The sequence below is a fragment of the Bradyrhizobium sp. UFLA05-125 genome (assembly GCF_059803515.1).
Genome location: NZ_JBANBJ010000047.1, coordinates 36039 through 52956, shown reverse-complemented (window position 1 = coordinate 52956; position 16918 = coordinate 36039). Strand labels below are relative to the sequence as shown.

Here is a 16918-nt window from a genome sequence, read left to right as displayed (position 1 = left end):
GGCTGCGATCTGTGCTCGGGTCCGCTTGGTGCGCGTGTGCCCATCGGTAAAATTCATCGAACGCGCGCCGCAGCTTACATTGGTGTCGCGACGAAATCCGGACAGCAGGCTGAAGCGCTGCGTGCTCGTTGCGCAAGCCTCGAGGGCGTCCCTTGTCGGGTCAACGTCCTGTCCGCCCAGGGCCGAAGTGATCGTCTCACATCAAGGAAGCTGGCGCAGCAGCTCGTTGACGGCCATCCTGTAGAGCTTTGGGAAGGGCCACGCCGGATAGCTCGCTATGAGGCGAAGCACTAGGCAACCGCATCAGCCCGCGGCGCGGTCTTGGCTCCTGCAAGCGAGAAACGGCTCCAGCGCGAGGCTGGACACACGCCAGAGCCGTCCCACCCTTTGCGCTCCGTCGTGCGCAAATCCATCGTACCGGGAAAAAGCTGCAACGCGAGGCGTGCTCTCGGAGTAACCCAGATGCTCCGTCGGTACTTGACGCGCGGAATCGGCCGGAGGACGGACACCCCTTCCGCCGAAAAGGGCCCTGCTAACGAGAGCCGAGATCGACAATTCTGGCACTCAGCGAATATTCTAGAGGTACGGTCGCAATTAAGGGTTCACGGTCGTCAGCCGAGAACTTGAAGGTAGCTCACACCGACTGGTCGCGTTCTGGTCGCGCGATGGCGGTGCGCAGAGCAAACGTGACCTGGCGAAGAACCGCTTCTGGCGCAAAGCGGAATAGTATGGCTGGTGCGCAGCGGCGACGGCACGTGCGGGCCATCGAACGACCGGACCAGCGCGCTCCTGATCTCTGACGGTATTTGAACATACGCCCAACCAGGGCGGTAATGGCAGTTTTGGCCAGCCAAGCGGCGCTGATCAGTCGATTGACTCCAATAGGTGGCGAAATCGCCGAGAGTGCGAACGGCTCAAATTTTTCTGTGAATTCAAGACCACAAAATTGCGGCGGATGTGCCGTCGGGATTTGTCCGTCAGCTTTGAATGTTTGTGCTTAGACAACAACGCGGTAGTGGCCTCCAAAATGATTGAGTGGGTAGTGCCATTGGCGCCTATCTCGTAGCTTAGCGCACTTGAGTTTGATGATCTCGCCTCTGCTTCTTTGAAGGCGCTGAAGATCGTGCACTGGCTTAGACTGATCGAGGTCGGGATTCCACGCGCTTTTCGCTGGCGGAGTACTGCGGCGTACCTGATCGCACAGAGGGGCGGGGCTGGTCTCAGAATCTAGGACGCTGCTGTCGTTGTACGTACTGCCCGTTTCGGTCGGACCGGCGCTCTTCCTGCCGTGCTGCATGGAAATTGCAATCTTCTCGGGCGTAGACTGCGGCCTCTGCCGGCTGTCTCCTCAGTAAGTTTCGCCTCGACGCTCTTAACTGCGCGGACATCGCCCTTCAAACCGGTACGAGAATGACGTAGGAGAAGCAAAGATGAGGATTTGAGATGGCGAGACAGAGCGAAAAGAAGCCGCCCGCACTCAAGGGCGTATCAGCGGCCGAACGGGCGCTAGCAGTATTGACGGCCTTTCGTCGGGGTGACAGCGCCTTGACCTTGGCTGAGTTGGCCGAGCGGACAGGGCTGGTCAAGAGCACGATCCTCCGGCTCGCCTTGTCGCTGCAGCAATACCGGCTGCTCGCTCGGCTGTCGGACGGATCCTATCGGCTTGACGCCGAGACCTTACGGCTCGGGACCGCCTATCAACAGGCGTTCCGTCTTTCCGATCATGTCATGCCCGTGCTTGAGCACCTCGCGGCGAAAACAGGTGAGACGACGTCTTTTTACGTTCGAAACGGCGAGGAAAGGCTTTGCCTTTTCCGCGTGGAAAGTACCAACCGGATCCGCATGACTGTTCAGCCGGGCGATACGCGTCCCATGGACAAGTCGGCGATCGCCCAGACGCTGCTTCGCTACGAATCCCGCCAGGTTGAGCCTGACGATGAGCTACCGCTGTTTACGTCGGGGGTGACCGATCCTCATGCCGCTGCTCTCGCAATGCCGGTGTTTGGTATCTCAGAGACCTTGGTCGGGGCTGTGGCCATTTCCGGCCCGATCAGCCGGCTCACTGAGGCGCGGGCCGAGCAGGTCAGGGGGCCGCTGGTCGAGGCGGCGTATAAGCTAACGCTCGCATGCGGGGGCACGCCGCCCGGTGCCGTGAAAAGCCCGCGCAAGAAGAACGCTGCGCGCCCTGCAAACGCCTCCACATAAAACGAAACGGCGTTTCATTTTGGCTTGCCGTCCCGCCGTGGCCGGCCTATAAGCCTCTCCATAACAATCCATGGGGAGGACGAACGTCGTGGCATCAGGGCTCACGCGAAGGACCGTGCTGGCCGGACTCGCGGCAACCGCTCTTCCGCCGATTGCGGCAGCGCAGGCCGAGCAGGTTCGTTGGTCGAGTGGCTCCGAGAAGCCGCGCTTCGCTGCGCCGCTGGGCGCCACGGACTGCCACTTCCACACCTATGACAAGACCTATCCGGTCATGAAGGGCGCCACGCTGCTGCCCGAAGACGCCTTGCCCGACGACTATGGGGCGCTGCAGCGTCGGATCGGCACGACACGCGGCGTGATCATCCAGCCGTCCACCTACGGAACAGACAATCGGCTGCAGATCGCGTCGCGACAGGCGTTGGGCGCCGAGGATTTTCGCGTGATCGCCGTCGTAGCGGAGGACGTCTCGGATCAGGAACTGCGGCAGCTCGACGAACAAGGCGTCCGCGGCGTCCGCTTCAACCTCGGCTTTCCCGGTGTGCTCTCGGTCGGCTCTCTTAGATTGCTTGCCCCGCGGCTGGCCGATCTTGGCTGGCACTGCCAGATCAACATGCGCCCCAAGCAGATCGAGGACAACGCCGATTTGCTCGCTTCGCTGCCCGGACAGCTCGTATTCGATCATCTGGCGCAGGTACCGCAGCCGGATGGTCTGGCAAGTGCGCCCTACAAGGTCATTCGCGGCCTGCTCGATCGCGGCAAGACCTGGGTGAAACTGTCGGGGCCGTATGTCTCGAGCAAGCAGGGCGCACCCGATTATGCCGATGCCGGCGCCATTGCCGCAGCCTATGTCAAGGCCGCGCCCGAGCGGCTGGTCTGGGGCAGTGATTGGCCGCATCCGTCCGAGAGGGAGCAGAAGCCGGATGATGCGCGGCTGTTCGATCTCTTCAGCCAATGGGCGGGAGAGGCTGCCTTCAAGCGCATTCTCGTCGACAACCCGGCCGAGCTTTACGGCTTTCCGCGAGGTGTCCAATGACATTCTTCAATCCGCCGCGCCGCATCGAGACGAGCGTCTTCACGCGGCTTCCGGACCAGTTCCGGAAATCTCGCCGTACGGCCTGGGCGGATGCCAACCAAGGCGGCCGCGAGATCGACTCCTTTCTCGAAGGTCCGTCCTTCGACCGCCAGGGACGGCTCTACGTCACGGATATTCCTTATGGACGCATCTTCCGCGTCAGCACGGAAGGCGCGTGGGAGCTCGTGACCGAATACGATGGCTGGCCGAATGGGCTGAAGATCCACCGCGACGGCCGCATCTTCATCACCGACTACAAGCGCGGCATCATGCTGATCGATCCCGCGAGCGGCGCGGTGACGCCGTTCCTGGAGACGGCGGCAAGCGAAAGCTTTAAAGGCGTGAACGATCTCGTCTTCGCGCCGTCGGGCAACCTCTATTTCACCGATCAGGGTCAGACCGGGATGCACGATCCGACGGGCCGCGTCTGGAAGCTGACGCCCGATGGCCGGCTGACGTGCCTGCTCAACACGATCCCGAGTCCGAATGGCATCGTCGTCGATCAGGAGGAGAGCGTTCTGCTCGTCGCCGTGACGCGCGCCAACCAGATCTGGCGCGTGCCGCTGCCCGCCAGCGGCCTGACGACCAAGGTCGGCATCTTCGCGCATTTGCATGGCGGTCCTGGCGGCCCCGACGGGCTGGCGCTGGACAGCGGCGGCAATCTGCTGATCTGCCACACCGGCTTCGGCTCGGTGTGGCGGCTGTCGCCGTTGGCCGAGCCGCTCGATCGCATCGTGTCCTGCGCGGGCGTCGGCAACACCAATCTCGCGTTTGGCGGGCCGGAGCGAAAAAGCCTGTTCATCACCGAAAGCCGTACGGGAACGCTGATCCGCGCCGAACTCGAGACGCCGGGCCTGCCGATGTTCTCGCACGCTGATTAGATCAGCCTCCGCGCAGACAGGCGAGCAAGGCTTGCGCAGGGTGGGGCAGGGCCTGCCCGTCCACGATCTTGACCTGCGATCGGCAGGAATAACCGGTGGCGAGCAGGCGGCCGCTCTGCGCCCATCGCGCCACCTGTTTGCTCCAGCTCATCGCATAGATTTGCTCTGACGTGGCCCGGTGCTCAGCCTCGTGGCCATAGGTCCCTGCCATTCCGCAACAGCCGGAAGGCAGCACGTGCAGTGTCGCGCCTGTCGCAGCGAACACCGATTGCCACTGCTTCAGGCTGGACACGGCGAGCGAGCGCTCCGAGCAGTGAGGCAGCAGCAGATATTCGTTGGGGGCAGCCAGCGATCTCGGAATTGCGTCACTGTGTCGGGCGAGCCATTCCTGGATCAGCAGCACCGGCGGCGGACGGTCCGCTTCAGGCAATATGTTGTAGTCCGAGCGATAGGTCAGCGTCATCGATGCGTCGATGCCGACCAGTTCGACGCCGGTCGCGGCCAGTTCGCGCAGCATCGCGGCGTTGCGCGATGCGCCGCGATCGAAGGCGCCGAGGAAGCCGTGCACGTGCAGCGGCTTGCCGTTCGGCAGGAACGGCGCGACGAACGGCTTGAACCCGACCGCCTGCATCAGATCGAGCACCACAAGCACGACGTGCGTCTCGTACCAGCTCGTGAACGCGTCCTGCACCAGCACCACGCTGTGCGAACGCTCTCCGGCCGGCAGCGCGGCCAGCGCCTTCGGCGTTGCCATTGCAATCCCGCGCGTCGCCAATTCTCGTTGCAGTGAGACGCCGGAGAATTTTGGCGTGTGCACCAGCCCGATTGCGCGCATCACTGCGCGGCCCGCCGGGCTATCGAGAAGCAGATTGTACAGCCAGCCCACTTTGCCGAGCGCCGGCAGCATCGCCTCCAGCGATGCGACCATGTGATGACGCAACGGCCGCAGATAGCGGCCATAATAGAGTTCGAGGAATTTTGCCCGGAAAGTGGGGACGTCGACCTTGATCGGGCACTGCCCGCTGCAGGACTTGCAGGCGAGGCAGCCGTCCATCGCATCCATCACGGAATGCGAGAAGTCGGGCGCACGGGACCATGTATTGCGCAACCGCGCGGGAAAATTCCGCCACGGCGCGCCGCTGCGCAGTGCAGTTGCTTCGACGACCGGATCGACGCCGCGCGCCGCCAGTTGACGCAGCCATTCGCGAACGAGCGAGGCGCGGCCCTTCGGCGAATGCCGGCGATCGCGCGTCGCCTTGTAGGACGGACACATCGCTTCATCCGCGTCCCAGGTGAAGCACGCGCCGTTGCCGTTGCAGTGGAGCGCTTCGTCATAGGCGGCGCGGACGGAGCGGGGAATGGTCCGATCGAGCTGGCCGCGCGTCGTTAGCCCATCGATTGCAAGCAGCTTTCCATCCTCGGGCGCAGCGATCTTGCCCGGGTTGAGCTGGTTGCGCGGGTCGAACGCAGCCTTGATCGATTGCAGGGTCGGATAGAGCGGGCCGAAGAAGCGCGGCGAGAATTCGGAGCGAACGCCCTTGCCGTGCTCGCCCCACAGCAGACCGCCATATTTCTTGGTGATGCGCACCACGTCTTCGGTGATCTCCCGGATCAGCAGCTCCTGTGCCGGATCCTTCATGTCGATCGCGGGGCGCACGTGCAGCACGCCGGCATCGACGTGGCCGAACATGCCGTAAGTAAGTTTGCGGGCGTCCAGCGCGGCGCGGAATTCGGCGATGTAGTCGGCGAGGTGTTCCGGCGGGACGGCGGTGTCCTCGACGAAAGGGATCGGCCGCTTGTCGCCCTGCATGTTGCCGAGCAGGCCGACCGATTTTTTCCGCATGTCCCAGATCGCGCCGACATCGGCTTCGCCGCGCGCCACGGTAAAGCCACGGCGGCCGCGCGACGGCCCGGCGGACGCGAGCGCGTCGGTCACCTTGCGCACCGACATTTCGACATCGGTCTCGACGTCGCCGACGAATTCGACGAGGTTCACGCCCGTAGCGCGCTGTCCGTCGTCCTCGGGGAAGTATTGCCGGACCGACTCCCAGATCACATCGTCCTGGGCGAGGCCGAGCACTCTGGAATCCACGGTCTCGATCGAGGCGGCGCCGAACCGGATCAACTCCTGCGCGTCGCGCAGGGCAGCATCGAAGCTGCCATAGCGCACATTGACCAGCGCGCTGTGCTTGGGAATAGGCACCAAATTGAGCTTGGCTTCAGCGATCAGCGCCAGCGTGCCTTCGCTGCCGCACAGGATCGAATTCAGGTTGAAGCGTCCGCGCTCGTCGCGGATGTGCGCGAGGTCGTAGCCGGTCAGGCAGCGGTTTAGCTTCGGAAAGTGAGTCGCGATCAGGTCCGCCTGCTCGCGCTGGATTGCATCGACCAGCCGGTGAACCGCGCCGACGCGGTCGCTGCGCTGCTTGATTTGCTGCAGTTCCCCGTCCTCGATCGGGCGCGAGGTCCAGACTGTCCCGTCCAGCAGCACGGTCGTCAGCTCCAGCACGTGGTCGCGCGTCTTGCCGTAGAGGCAGGAGCCCTGGCCGCTCGCGTCGGTGCTGATCATGCCGCCGATCGTGGCGCGATTGGAGGTGGAGAGCTCCGGCGGAAAGAAGAGGCCGTGCTCGGCGAGCGCGGCGTTGAGCTGATCCTTCACCACGCCGGCCTGCACCCGCACCCAGCGCTGTTCCGGGTTGATCTCAAGGATGCGGTTCATATGGCGCGAGACATCCACCACCAGGCCTTCAGTCAGCGATTGGCCATTGGTGCCGGTTCCGCCGCCGCGCGGAGCAAACACGATGTCCTTGAAGCGCTCTTCCGCGGTGATGCGCGCAAGGCGCACCAGATCGTTGACGCTGCGCGGAAAGGCGATCAGCTGCGGAAGCAATTGGTAGATCGAGTTGTCGGTCGCCGAGACGATCCGGTCGGCATAATCAGGCGTCAGATCGCCCTCGAAGGCGCGCAGGCGAAGCTCCGCGAGGAGCTCGGCATGCAGCGGAGCAGGGGCCAGCATATCGGAAACGCGTGGCAGCATGGTGTCTCCCCGGGCCCGCCGAATGCCGTAACCGACGGCCGGCGCTTCATTTTTCGAGTGGAACGCGCCTGATGGACGGGGCGCAAGCACTTTCATGGGCCTCTCTAAAATGAAACACCGTTTCAAAATAAATTGCAACGCCGTTCTGTTTTTGCTATCGGGCGCCATGGCCGGGGCACAACGGCCGATCTGGAGGAACCCATGGCAACGACATCCGCCGCTTCGGCCGGCACAGGCTTCACACCCAAAGAGGAGCGCATCCTCTCGAAGGTGATGTGGCGCATCGTTCCCTTCCTTCTGCTTTGCTACATCTTTGCGTATCTCGACCGGGTGAATGTCGGCGTCGCCAGCCTGACGATGAACCACGACCTCGGCATCTCGCCGTCGGAGTTCGGCTGGAGCGCCGGTCTGTTCTTCCTCGGCTATTTCCTGGCGGAGGTTCCCAGCAATCTTGCGCTGCAAGCCGTCGGCGCGCGCAAATGGATCGCCCGCATCCTGATTACCTGGGGCTTGCTGTCGGCCGCCACTGCGTTCGCCGTTGGTCCGGTGAGCTTTGGCGCCATGCGCTTCCTGCTCGGCCTCGGCGAAGCCGGTTTCACACCGGGCGTCTTTCTGTATTTCACTTACTGGTTCCCGGCCCGCATCCGTGGCCGCGCGACCGCAGCGTTCCTGCTCGGCATTCCCATCGCAAACATCCTCGGCGCGCCGCTTTCGGGCTCGCTACTCGCCCTCAACGGCGTCGCCGGCCTGCATGGTTGGCAGTGGCTGCTGATCCTTGAAGGCCTGCCCGCCAGCATTCTCGGTTTCGTCTGCCTGTTCACGCTGACTGATAAGCCCGAGCAGGCCAAATGGCTGAGCAATGAGGAACGAGCCTGGCTGACCGAGACGCTTGCAAGCGAGCGTCAGGCGATCGCCGCCAAGCATTCCTCCTCACTGAAGGATGCGTTCACCAATTGGCGCGTTCTCGTGTGCGCGGCCGTCAACTTCTGCGCCATCATCGGCTCGGTCGGTCTCGGTCTGTGGATGCCGCAAATCCTTAAGGGGTTCGGCTTCTCTATCGTGACGGTCGGCTTCCTCGCCGCGATTCCCTACGTCTGTGGCGCCATCACCATGATGCTGTGGGCGCGGCTGTCCGACCGGGGCGGCGAGCGAAGCTGGTTCGTCGCCTCCGCGCTGCTGCTCGGTGCCGCCTCGCTGATCGTATGCGGCTATGCGACCTCGTCGGCGCTGATCTCGATCATCGCGCTGTGCGGCGCCGTCGTCGGGATCATGTGCTACCAGTCCACGATCTGGCCGATCCCGTCGAGCTTCCTCACCGGCAGCGCCGCCGCAGGCGGGCTCGCGCTGATCGTTTCGATCGGCAATCTCGGCGGTTTCGTCGGCCCTTATTTGATCGGCGAAATCCGCCAGGCCACCGGCAGTTTCTCATGGGCGCTGATCTCGGTTGCCGCCTTCCTCATCCTGGCCGCCATCCTCATCCGGATCGTCGGCCTCAGTCTGCAGGGCAGCGCATCGGCCCTGGCAAAAACCGCGCGGGCGTGACCGCAAACTCATCGAAGGAAAACGCAATGAGCCAGAAGCAACAGTTTCGTCTCGGCCTGGTCGGCTATGGCGAGATCGGCAGCACACTCGGCAAGGGCCTGCGCGAAGCCGGTCTGCAGCAGATCTTGTGCTACGACAAATACGCGTTCGACGGACCTTATGCGGACCTGATCCAGAGTCGTGCCAACGCCGCCGGCGTCACGCTGGTCAAGTCGAACAAGGAACTGGCCGACGCTGCCGAACTGATCTTCAGCGTGACGCCTGGCTCCGCCTCGTTGCAAAGCGCGGACGCGTTCGCGCCCGTGCTCGACGGCCGTCACACCTTCCTCGACTTTGCCTCAGCCACGCCGAAGGTGAAGTACGGCGTCGCGGAGCGTCTGGCCAGGACGGGCGCCACGCTCGGCGACGGCTCCATCATGGGCACGCCGAAGAACGGCTATTCGATGCATATGATGTCGAGCGGTTCGGCCGGGCAGCGCGTGGTCGATTTGCTGGTGCCCTGGGGCATGAGCATCGAATATGTCAGCGAAAAGCTCGGCACGGCGTCCGGCATCAAGATCCTTCGTTCCGTCCTGATCAAGGGCATCGAGGCGCTGATCGACGAGACGCTGCTGGCGGCCCGCGCCTACGGCCTCGACGAGGTTGTGCTCGCATCAGCCTCGAAGACATTGACCCGGCCGTTCATGGATACGGTCGAGAGCCTCACGCCTTCCGGCGTCATCCACGCCAAGCGTCGCACCGAGGAGGTCGAGATGGCCGCCGAGGCGGTTGAGGACGCCGGGGTCGATCCGATGATGGCGCGCGCGACCGTGGCCCGGCTGCGGTGGAAGAACAGTCTGGGCCTGAAGGATCACTTCAACGGCGTCGTACCCGAAAACTACAAAATTGCGATCGACGCGGTCGTGGCGAAGATGACGGCCAAAGCGAAGGCGGCCGAATAAAAACTCAAGACGGTCAGGGAGACAGATGTGACGACCCTTCGGACAGACCTCGATCAGATCGAGAAAGTGACGATGCGCCGGGTGCTGCTGCGCCTCGTTCCATTCCTGATGATCTGCTACTTCTTTGCGCTGCTCGATCGTGTGAACGTCGGCTTCGCGGCTTTGCAGATGAACAAGGATCTGGGCTTGACGCCGGCGATGTTCGGCTTTGCCGCCAGTCTCTTCTTCGTCTCCTACTTTCTGGTCGAGGTGCCGAGCAATCTGGCGCTCCAGAGGATCGGCGCCCGGCGCTGGATCGCCCGCATCATGATCACCTGGGGTTTGGTGACCATGGGCATGGCGTTCGTGGTCGGGCCGTACTCGCTCTATGCGATGCGATTCCTCTTGGGCGCGGCGGAAGCGGGCTTCTTTCCGGGCGCCATCCTGTACCTGACCTACTGGCTGCCGTCGCAATATCGGGCGCGCATCCTGGCGACGTTTACGGTGTCGATTCCGCTCGCCACGTTTCTTGGTTCGCCGCTCTCGGTCGGCCTGCTCGAACTCGACGGTGCGCTCGGCTTGCGCGGCTGGCAGTGGCTCTTTATCCTGGAGGGTCTGCCCACAATCCTGCTGGGCCTCGCCTGCCTGTTCGTTCTGACCGACAAGCCGGCACAGGCATCCTGGCTGACCAACGAGCAGCGCGAATGGTTGACCGGGCGCATGGCGGCAGACGCGGCCGCGCGCAAGCCCGTCGGGCATCTCTCGCTCTGGCAACTCGCCACCAACAAGTACTTTCTGGTGATGGCACTCGTCTGTTCGGGCGCGTCCGCAACGGGAAGCGTCCTGTCTGTCTGGCAGCCGCAGCTCCTGAAGTCATTCGGACTCACGAACCTCCAGACCGGCTTGGTCAACGCGATTCCCTACGGCATTGCGACGGTGGTCATGGTCTTGTGGGGGCGCCACTCCGACAAGACGGGTGAGCGCCGCTGGCACACGGCACTGACGCTCTTGCTCGCGGCTGGCGGTTTCACGGCCCTGGGCCTGACGGGCACTGCGGTGGTCCCGACGATCATCATGGTCACCTGCTGTCTGGTGGGCGCCTATGCCTTCAAGGGGCCGTTCTGGGCACTTTCGGCAAGCTGGCTCTCGGCGAGCACGCTGGCGGCGGGTCTCGCCGGCATCAACGCGATCTCCAACCTGATCGGCGGCGGCCTGATGGTGAACGTGGTCGGACTGGTCAAGCAATCGACGGGCAGCTTTGTGCTCGGAATGTTGCCGCTCGCGCTGCTCTGCGCTGTAGCCGCGGTCTGCGTCCTCGTGCTTGGGCGCAGTGCCGCACGCATGATGGACGTAGCTACGGTGAAGCCATGAGCGCGCGTATCAACCTGCCGCCGCATTCCATCACCCGGCGTGGCGTCCTCGCCGGCATGCTCGCCGCCGGCACCGGGGCATGGGCTGCCGGGGTCGAGCAGGCCGTGCCGAACAGCACCGGATCGGCCCCGCCGCGCCTCGACGTGCCGGCGGGCGCATGCGACTGCCATCATCACATCTATGACGGCCGGTTTCCCGTCTCGCCGCATTGGCGCCAGGGCTTTCCGCCCGGAGCGACCGTCGCTGACTATCGCTTGCTGCAGCGGCGACTGGGCACGTCGCGTAGTGTGGTGGTCCAGCCATCGACCTACGGGGTTGACAATCGGTGTCTCGTCGACGCGTTGAGCCAGCTTGGAGCTGCCGCACGCGGCGTCGCCGTTGTTGACACCGAGGTGAAGGAGGCGGAGTTGCGGGCGTTGAACGATGTCGGCATCCGGGCCATCCGCGTCAATTTCGTATCGCCCCAGACATGGGGCACGACAACGCCGGAGATGCTGACCACGCTGGCGAAGCGCATCCATCCGCTCGGATGGCACGTGCAGATCCTGATGACGGGCGAACAGATCGCGACGCATGAAGCCGTCATCCGGGCATTGCCTACCAAGGTCGTGATCGATCATCTCGCACGCATTCCGCAGCCGGATGGCGTTCGGCATCCTGCCTTCGCGGCGGTGCGCCGTATGCTGGACGAGGGCCGAACCTGGGTGAAGGTCACCGAGCCCTATGAGGACAGCAAGCTCGGACAGCCCTATGCGGATTCCAGCGAAGTTGCGAGGGCCTACGTGCAGGCGGTGCCGCAGCGCATCCTGTGGGGCACCGACTGGCCGCATCCGACGCAGCGCGAGACCAAGCCGGATGATGCGCTGCTGGTCGATCTGCTGGCCGATTGGTCGCCGGACGAAAGGACGCGTCGCCGCATCCTAGTCGAAAATCCAGCCGAGCTGTTCGGCTTCTAACATCGTTCAATGAGCGAAGAGGACATCATGTCTTTAGGGTTCAGAATTTTGAAGCGGCAAAAGAAGGTCGACACCGGCACGGTCGAACGTTTCGCGCGCCTGCCGGTGGCGAATGTGAGCGACAGTATGTCGCGAATGACGGGTGGGGGCGCGCGGCTTCGTCCCATGCATCGCGCCGGCGTGCTGGCAGGCCCCGCGTTGACGGTGAAAGCGCCGCCCGGCGACAATCTGATGGTTCACAAGGCGATCGCCCTTGCCGAGGCCGGAGACATCATCGTGGTTGATGCCGGCGGCGACCTGACTAATGCCATCACCGGCGAGATGATGTTGATGCAGATGATCAAGCGCGGAGTTGCCGGCCTGATCATCAACGGCGCGATCCGCGACGCCAGCTATATCCGAAATCAGGACTTCCCGGTCTTCGCGGCTGGGGTCACCCATCGTGGTCCGTACAAGAACGGCCCCGGTGAAATCAATGTCCCGATTGCGATCGACGGCATGGTCATCGAGCCTGGCGACCTCATCATCGGTGACGAGGACGGATTGCTCTGCGTGCCGTTCGATCAAACCGATGCGGTGTTCAAGGCGGCGACCGCGAAGTTCGAAGCCGAGCAGAAGCAGATCACCAACATCGAGGCCGGCACGCACGACCCGTCATGGGTCGACAAGCAGCTCCGCGAGTTGAAATGCGAAGGCCTCGACTGATGCCACTCGAGCCATTGGGACCGCCGATCGCCGCTCAGGTTTGCGTTGAAGTTCCGCAGCTCAAATCCGTGATAGGGCCTTCGGACTTGCCGCACAGCGGATCCGCATCGTTGGACGGTCTAGTGTGCCGTGCGCGCGTCCATTGTGCAAACTGAACTCCGTTTTCCTCATCGGTGACGGTACTGCAAGCGTTGCAATGGCTGCGAGAAACCATTTCAGGTAAGCTCATGTGGCCGCGCAGTCGATTGACCCCGATACTTCCCGAAGGCGCCAAACCGTCGAACAGCATAAATTTTCTTGTGAATTCAACTCCGAAAAATTGCGGCGGGTATACCGTCGGGATTTGTCCGTCAGACTTGGAAATTTGTGTTTGCAAAACAACGACGAAACGTCGTCCGAAATGATTGAGTGGGAGTAGGGGGCACGGTTGCTACCGCGTGGTCTGGCGTAGGTTTGGGTGCGGCAGTTCTCCGCTTCCTTCATAGCCCGGGCACTCTCCAAAGTTGTGACCTTCCACTTAACTGATCGCGGTCAGACTTTCATCCTGCTTTTGCCAGGTGATTATTGTGGCGCATTGCAGCGTGCAGAAAGGTCGGAGCTGCTGGGCCCAAGCCTCAGTTGAGGAAGGCAGCTCTTGGCCCCTCTGCGACATCCGGCGACGTCCGGGCAGGAATATCCGCGCCGGGATCGTAGTCTCCTCCTTCTTTTTTCCAGCTCGCGCTTCTGCGCGACCTGCAGTTCTTTCTTAGAAGCCATGATCGTATCTCCTTAAAGCTGCTAAGCCACACCGGTTCTCCGCTTGTCGGGACGAACAGGTGGCGACAGATTGCGGTTCAGGTGATTTGATGTTGCGTGGCTTGTCGCTTTCCACACGCGGCACAAATACCGCCAAAATGCCGTCTCTAAATTCGGCCTTGATGCCATCCGCCTCGATCTGCACGGGGAATGACAGCGTTCGGTCGAACTCACCGGAGACGCGCTCGCGTCTATGCAGGCTCGCCCTCCTCGGGATAGTCGACTGCCTTCTTCCCTAAGATCCGGATGGAATTATCCTGGGCATCGATTTGCAGGTCGCTGTCGTTCACACCCGGCAACTCGATGATGGCCAAGATGTCGCGTAACCAAGTTTAGAGAAGTCAAATGGCTTCAGTGCGACTCGGCATCATTGGCCTAGGCACGATCGGTAAGACGCATTTAAGGTTATCAGACAGTCCACACAAACAGCGTTGATTGCTGTTTCTGACCCAACACCGTCGGCCCTGGACTTCGCCTGGGCGGAAGATATATCTGCCTACGCCGACTACTACGAAATGCTGAGGAAAGAAAAGCTCGACGGCGTCGTTGTCGCTGTGCGAACGCGCAGCATGTGCCGGTGGCGCTCGCCTGTATCGAACGAAACATTGCAGTCCTAGTCGAAAAACCCGTGGCCGATCAAGTCGAGTCTGCTCGCGAAATGTGCAAAACAGCGGACGCGCGTGATGTGCCAGTTCTGGTCGGACACCATCGCCGTCACAATACCGCCGTCCAGCGTGTGCGTCAGGCCATTCGTGACCGGCTCATAGGGCGACCGGTCACGGCGACGGTCATGTACAATCAGCTGAAGTCGGCCAGCTATTTTGATCTCGATTGGCGAAGACAAGGCCGGTGGCGGACCCATCCTGATCAATCTCATTCACGAGATTGATCTGATCCGCTTCTTGTTCGGCGAAATCCGTGCGTTCCAGGCGGTTAGTTCGAACGCGGTGCGCGGGTTTCCAGTTGAAGATACTGCCGCAGTGCTGCTGCAGTTCGAGAGCGGTGCCATTGCAACGATCAGCCTTTCGGATACCGCTGTCTCCCCGTTCTTTCGTGGGATCTGGCCTCAGGCGAATTTGATCTGATGCGAGGAATGTCCGACCGGATGAAGCGGCAGAGGGTCAGGTCCCATGTTTTCGCCGGGACAGAAGGCTCTGTGACGCTGCCGACGCTCCAATACTTCAACTACCGCGATGCGGCCGAGCCCGGCTGGCGCGGCGATCTCACTGCGGAGATGCTGGCGGCCGAAAGCGGGGATACCTATGTCTGCCAGATCGAACACTTCGCCCGCGTGATACGCCGAGAATAGACTCCACTTGTGTCCTGTCTTGATGGAGTCCGCACGCTCCACACGACGCTGGCGGTGAAGGAAGCGGCCGCGTCAGGTCGCACGATTGTTCTGAGCCAATAGCGAGGCCGTGCCCGGCCGCTTTCAATCCATGAGGATAAGGTATGCCAATTCTTTCTCTAGCTCACTTCACGGTTATTGATGCGGATCCGATCACGCTGATCGAGGCTGCGCACGCCGGGGGGTACGATGCAGTCGGGCTGCGCATCGTGGCGCCGTTTCCAACCGATCATATCGTTCCGGTTATCGGCGATCCCAACATGATTCGGAACATCAAGAGCAGGCTCGCGGACACCGGACTCAAGATATTTGATGTGGAGGCGATCTGGCTCTCGGCCGAAAGCGATGTCAGCTCGCTGGAGCCTGCTCTTGATGCCGCCGTCGAACTGAACGCCAAGTACGTCGTTGTGGCGGGTCGCGATCCTGATCGCGGTCGCCTTATGGAGAATCTTTCCCGTCTGTGCGCCGGGGCCAACCTCAGGGGGATACGGGTAATGCTGGAATTCCTCCCGTACTCTGAAATCCGCTCCCTGGCCGAGGCAGTGGCGCTGCTGAAAGATGTTGGACCCGCGAATGCCGGAGTATTGGTGGATGCCCTGCATCTGAGCCGCTCGGGCGGCAGTCCGGCGGATCTCGCGCAATATGATCCGGCGCTGTTTTCCTACATGCACCTGTGCGATGCGCCAGCTGTCCCCCCGGCGCCTGAAGGAGTGCGGTCCGAGGCCCGGGGAGGGCGGCTTTATCCGGGTGAAGGCGGCCTTTGGCTCGGTGATTTTATTAGAGCCTTCCCCCGGGACATACCGATCGCCATCGAGGCTCCTAACGAGCGCCGGAGTGGTTTGGCACCGGCTGCGCGTGCAACCTTGGCAGTGTCAGGGGCAAAGCGGTTGCTGGAAGAATTGGGTGTAAGATGACTGCTATCGTCGCCCTTTCAGACGCCAGCGAGAAAATTGCCGATCTGCGCGCTCGGCTTCTCGCCACGCGCTGGCCGTCTTACGAGGCGGGTGATGATCGCTCGCCCGGCGTGAGCTCTGATGATGCCAGGCGCCTGGTCCGATATTGGGCCAATCAGTTTGACTTCGCCACCTGGCGGCAGTGCGTCGACGCTTTGCCTCATGAGTTCCTCACCATAGACGATGTGAGCGTCCACCTTGTCCATGTCCGAAGTCCGCATCCCCACGCGGTGCCTGTCATCATAACCCACGGCTGGCCCAGTACTTTCCTGGAGATCGTTCCGCTAATTGAGCGCCTGACCCAACCGGAGCGGTTTGGAGGGCGCGCTGAAGATGCCTGCCATCTGGTTATTCCCTCGCTGCCCGGGTTCGGTTTCTCGTCCCCACCGAATGCTATTGGCGGATATACCGGCGCCGCGATTGCCGACCTGTGGGCACGCGTGATGACGTCGCTCGGATATGAGCGGTTTTTTGCCAGCGGTGGCGATATCGGCGCTCGGGTGACGTCCTGGCTAGGCGTACGGCACGCGCAACGCGTGCGGGCTATTCATGTCAGTTCGAACGCGCTGCGGGTGGCGCTGCCGGGCGAAGCCGCCGCGACGGTGGACGAACAGACGTACCTCGACGCGCGCAACCATTGGGCTGCCACGGAAGGCGGCTACATGCATGTTCAGCAAACCAAACCGCTCAGTCTTGCCTATGGCCTGAGCGATTCTCCCGCAGGACTCGTCGCCTGGCTGGCGGAGAAATGGTTTTCCTGGAGCGATGGGCTGAATTTCACGAACCCTGAAGTCATGGACATCATCCTCGGCCATGCCACGCTCTATTGGATGACCAATACGATCGCCACATCGTTCCTGCCATATTTTGTCTACGACTGGCCGCCCGGCGCAAGGGTAGATGGGTCACAGGTAAAGGTGCCCGTTGGTTTCTACCTGTCGGCCGCGGAAATCGGTGGCATTCCACCTAGATCCTTTGCACGCCGGCAATTCGAGGTCTCGCGCTGGAGCGTCCTGCCGCGTGGCGGCCACTTCATGGCGACCGAGGAGCCAGAACTGCTAACGGATGACCTTCTGACCTTCATTCGCACATTCCGATGACTTTCTCGGCCGAGGCAAGCCGAAGCGAAAACCAAT

General features: G+C 62.3%; 16 protein-coding genes. 13 read left to right on the top strand and 3 right to left on the bottom strand.

The window, feature by feature from the left end; genetic code table 11:
• Window positions 1–1443 precede the first annotated feature (1443 nt).
• The 3 genes from SO156_RS31180 to SO156_RS31170 all read left to right on the top strand — a co-directional run bounded on the left by SO156_RS31180 (window position 1444) and on the right by SO156_RS31170 (window position 4158).
• Entirely contained in the window at window positions 1444–2205 is a 762-nt protein-coding gene (locus tag SO156_RS31180) for an IclR family transcriptional regulator (protein ID WP_498537438.1), read from the top strand.
• Window positions 2206–2293: 88 nt separating this feature from the next.
• Window positions 2294–3238 (top strand): amidohydrolase family protein, encoded by a 945-nt coding sequence (locus SO156_RS31175; protein ID WP_498537437.1) that lies wholly within the window; start codon window positions 2294–2296, stop codon window positions 3236–3238.
• On the top strand, window positions 3235–4158 hold the full coding sequence (locus tag SO156_RS31170; protein ID WP_498537436.1) for an SMP-30/gluconolactonase/LRE family protein: 924 nt from the start codon (window positions 3235–3237) through the stop codon (window positions 4156–4158). The genes SO156_RS31175 and SO156_RS31170 overlap by 4 nt, the downstream gene beginning before the upstream one ends.
• 1 nt (window position 4159) lies before the next feature.
• Here the strand turns inward: SO156_RS31170 and ydiJ are convergent, their stop codons facing one another.
• The gene (gene ydiJ / locus SO156_RS31165) at window positions 4160–7192 is read right to left on the bottom strand and encodes a D-2-hydroxyglutarate dehydrogenase YdiJ (protein ID WP_498537435.1); all 3033 of its coding nucleotides are present in this window, start codon (window positions 7190–7192) and stop codon (window positions 4160–4162) included.
• 201 nt (window positions 7193–7393) lie between these two features.
• Here ydiJ and SO156_RS31160 point away from each other — a divergent pair, with 201 nt between their 5' ends.
• From SO156_RS31160 to SO156_RS31140, 5 genes are read left to right on the top strand one after another with little or no spacing between them, the layout of a single operon-like run.
• Window positions 7394–8734, top strand: coding sequence for an MFS transporter (locus SO156_RS31160; protein WP_498537434.1), 1341 nt, complete (start codon window positions 7394–7396; stop codon window positions 8732–8734).
• Between the two features lie 26 nt (window positions 8735–8760).
• The gene (locus SO156_RS31155; RefSeq protein WP_498537433.1) at window positions 8761–9675 is read left to right on the top strand and encodes a DUF1932 domain-containing protein; all 915 of its coding nucleotides are present in this window, start codon (window positions 8761–8763) and stop codon (window positions 9673–9675) included.
• Window positions 9676–9702: 27 nt separating this feature from the next.
• Window positions 9703–11025 (top strand): MFS transporter, encoded by a 1323-nt coding sequence (locus tag SO156_RS31150; RefSeq protein WP_498537432.1) that lies wholly within the window; start codon window positions 9703–9705, stop codon window positions 11023–11025.
• Complete coding sequence (locus SO156_RS31145) at window positions 11022–11981, top strand: amidohydrolase family protein (RefSeq protein WP_498537431.1); 960 nt, start codon at window positions 11022–11024, stop codon at window positions 11979–11981. The genes SO156_RS31150 and SO156_RS31145 overlap by 4 nt, the downstream gene beginning before the upstream one ends.
• A gap of 27 nt (window positions 11982–12008) precedes the next feature.
• Window positions 12009–12686, top strand: a complete 678-nt coding sequence (locus SO156_RS31140; RefSeq protein WP_498537430.1) for an RraA family protein — start codon at window positions 12009–12011, stop codon at window positions 12684–12686.
• A gap of 745 nt (window positions 12687–13431) precedes the next feature.
• On the opposite strand, the gene SO156_RS31135 is transcribed toward SO156_RS31140, so the two are convergent.
• Window positions 13432–13626: a hypothetical protein gene (locus tag SO156_RS31135; RefSeq protein WP_498537429.1), complete on the bottom strand. Its 195-nt coding sequence runs from the start codon at window positions 13624–13626 to the stop codon at window positions 13432–13434.
• A gap of 46 nt (window positions 13627–13672) precedes the next feature.
• Window positions 13673–13795, bottom strand: a complete 123-nt coding sequence (locus SO156_RS31130) for a hypothetical protein (RefSeq protein ID WP_498537428.1) — start codon at window positions 13793–13795, stop codon at window positions 13673–13675.
• A 257-nt stretch (window positions 13796–14052) separates the two neighbouring features.
• Between SO156_RS31130 and SO156_RS31125 the strand changes: the two genes are divergently transcribed.
• The 5 genes from SO156_RS31125 to SO156_RS31105 all read left to right on the top strand — a co-directional run bounded on the left by SO156_RS31125 (window position 14053) and on the right by SO156_RS31105 (window position 16882).
• On the top strand, window positions 14053–14370 hold the full coding sequence (locus tag SO156_RS31125) for a Gfo/Idh/MocA family protein (RefSeq protein WP_498537427.1): 318 nt from the start codon (window positions 14053–14055) through the stop codon (window positions 14368–14370).
• Complete coding sequence (locus SO156_RS31120) at window positions 14303–14566, top strand: Gfo/Idh/MocA family protein (RefSeq protein WP_498537426.1); 264 nt, start codon at window positions 14303–14305, stop codon at window positions 14564–14566. The genes SO156_RS31125 and SO156_RS31120 overlap by 68 nt, the downstream gene beginning before the upstream one ends.
• Before the next feature lie 20 nt (window positions 14567–14586).
• Window positions 14587–14790, top strand: coding sequence for a hypothetical protein (locus SO156_RS31115; RefSeq protein WP_498537425.1), 204 nt, complete (start codon window positions 14587–14589; stop codon window positions 14788–14790).
• 143 nt (window positions 14791–14933) lie between these two features.
• On the top strand, window positions 14934–15743 hold the full coding sequence (locus SO156_RS31110) for a sugar phosphate isomerase/epimerase family protein (RefSeq protein ID WP_498537424.1): 810 nt from the start codon (window positions 14934–14936) through the stop codon (window positions 15741–15743).
• Entirely contained in the window at window positions 15740–16882 is a 1143-nt protein-coding gene (locus tag SO156_RS31105) for an epoxide hydrolase family protein (protein WP_498537423.1), read from the top strand. Before SO156_RS31110 ends, SO156_RS31105 begins: the two co-directional genes overlap by 4 nt.
• Window positions 16883–16918: the final 36 nt, after the last annotated feature.

What these genes read in the sequence shown, in the direction of transcription:
- SO156_RS31180 (WP_498537438.1), top strand. Translation starts at nt 1,444, where the DNA reads ATGGCGAGACAGAGCGAAAAGAAGCCGCCCGCACTCAAGGGCGTATCA.
- SO156_RS31170 (WP_498537436.1), top strand. Translation starts at nt 3,235, where the DNA reads ATGACATTCTTCAATCCGCCGCGCCGCATCGAGACGAGCGTCTTCACG.
- ydiJ (WP_498537435.1), bottom strand. Translation starts at nt 7,192, where the DNA reads ATGCTGCCACGCGTTTCCGATATGCTGGCCCCTGCTCCGCTGCATGCC.
- SO156_RS31160 (WP_498537434.1), top strand. Translation starts at nt 7,394, where the DNA reads ATGGCAACGACATCCGCCGCTTCGGCCGGCACAGGCTTCACACCCAAA.
- SO156_RS31155 (WP_498537433.1), top strand. Translation starts at nt 8,761, where the DNA reads ATGAGCCAGAAGCAACAGTTTCGTCTCGGCCTGGTCGGCTATGGCGAG.
- SO156_RS31145 (WP_498537431.1), top strand. Translation starts at nt 11,022, where the DNA reads ATGAGCGCGCGTATCAACCTGCCGCCGCATTCCATCACCCGGCGTGGC.
- SO156_RS31140 (WP_498537430.1), top strand. Translation starts at nt 12,009, where the DNA reads ATGTCTTTAGGGTTCAGAATTTTGAAGCGGCAAAAGAAGGTCGACACC.
- SO156_RS31115 (WP_498537425.1), top strand. Translation starts at nt 14,587, where the DNA reads ATGAAGCGGCAGAGGGTCAGGTCCCATGTTTTCGCCGGGACAGAAGGC.
- SO156_RS31110 (WP_498537424.1), top strand. Translation starts at nt 14,934, where the DNA reads ATGCCAATTCTTTCTCTAGCTCACTTCACGGTTATTGATGCGGATCCG.
- SO156_RS31105 (WP_498537423.1), top strand. Translation starts at nt 15,740, where the DNA reads ATGACTGCTATCGTCGCCCTTTCAGACGCCAGCGAGAAAATTGCCGAT.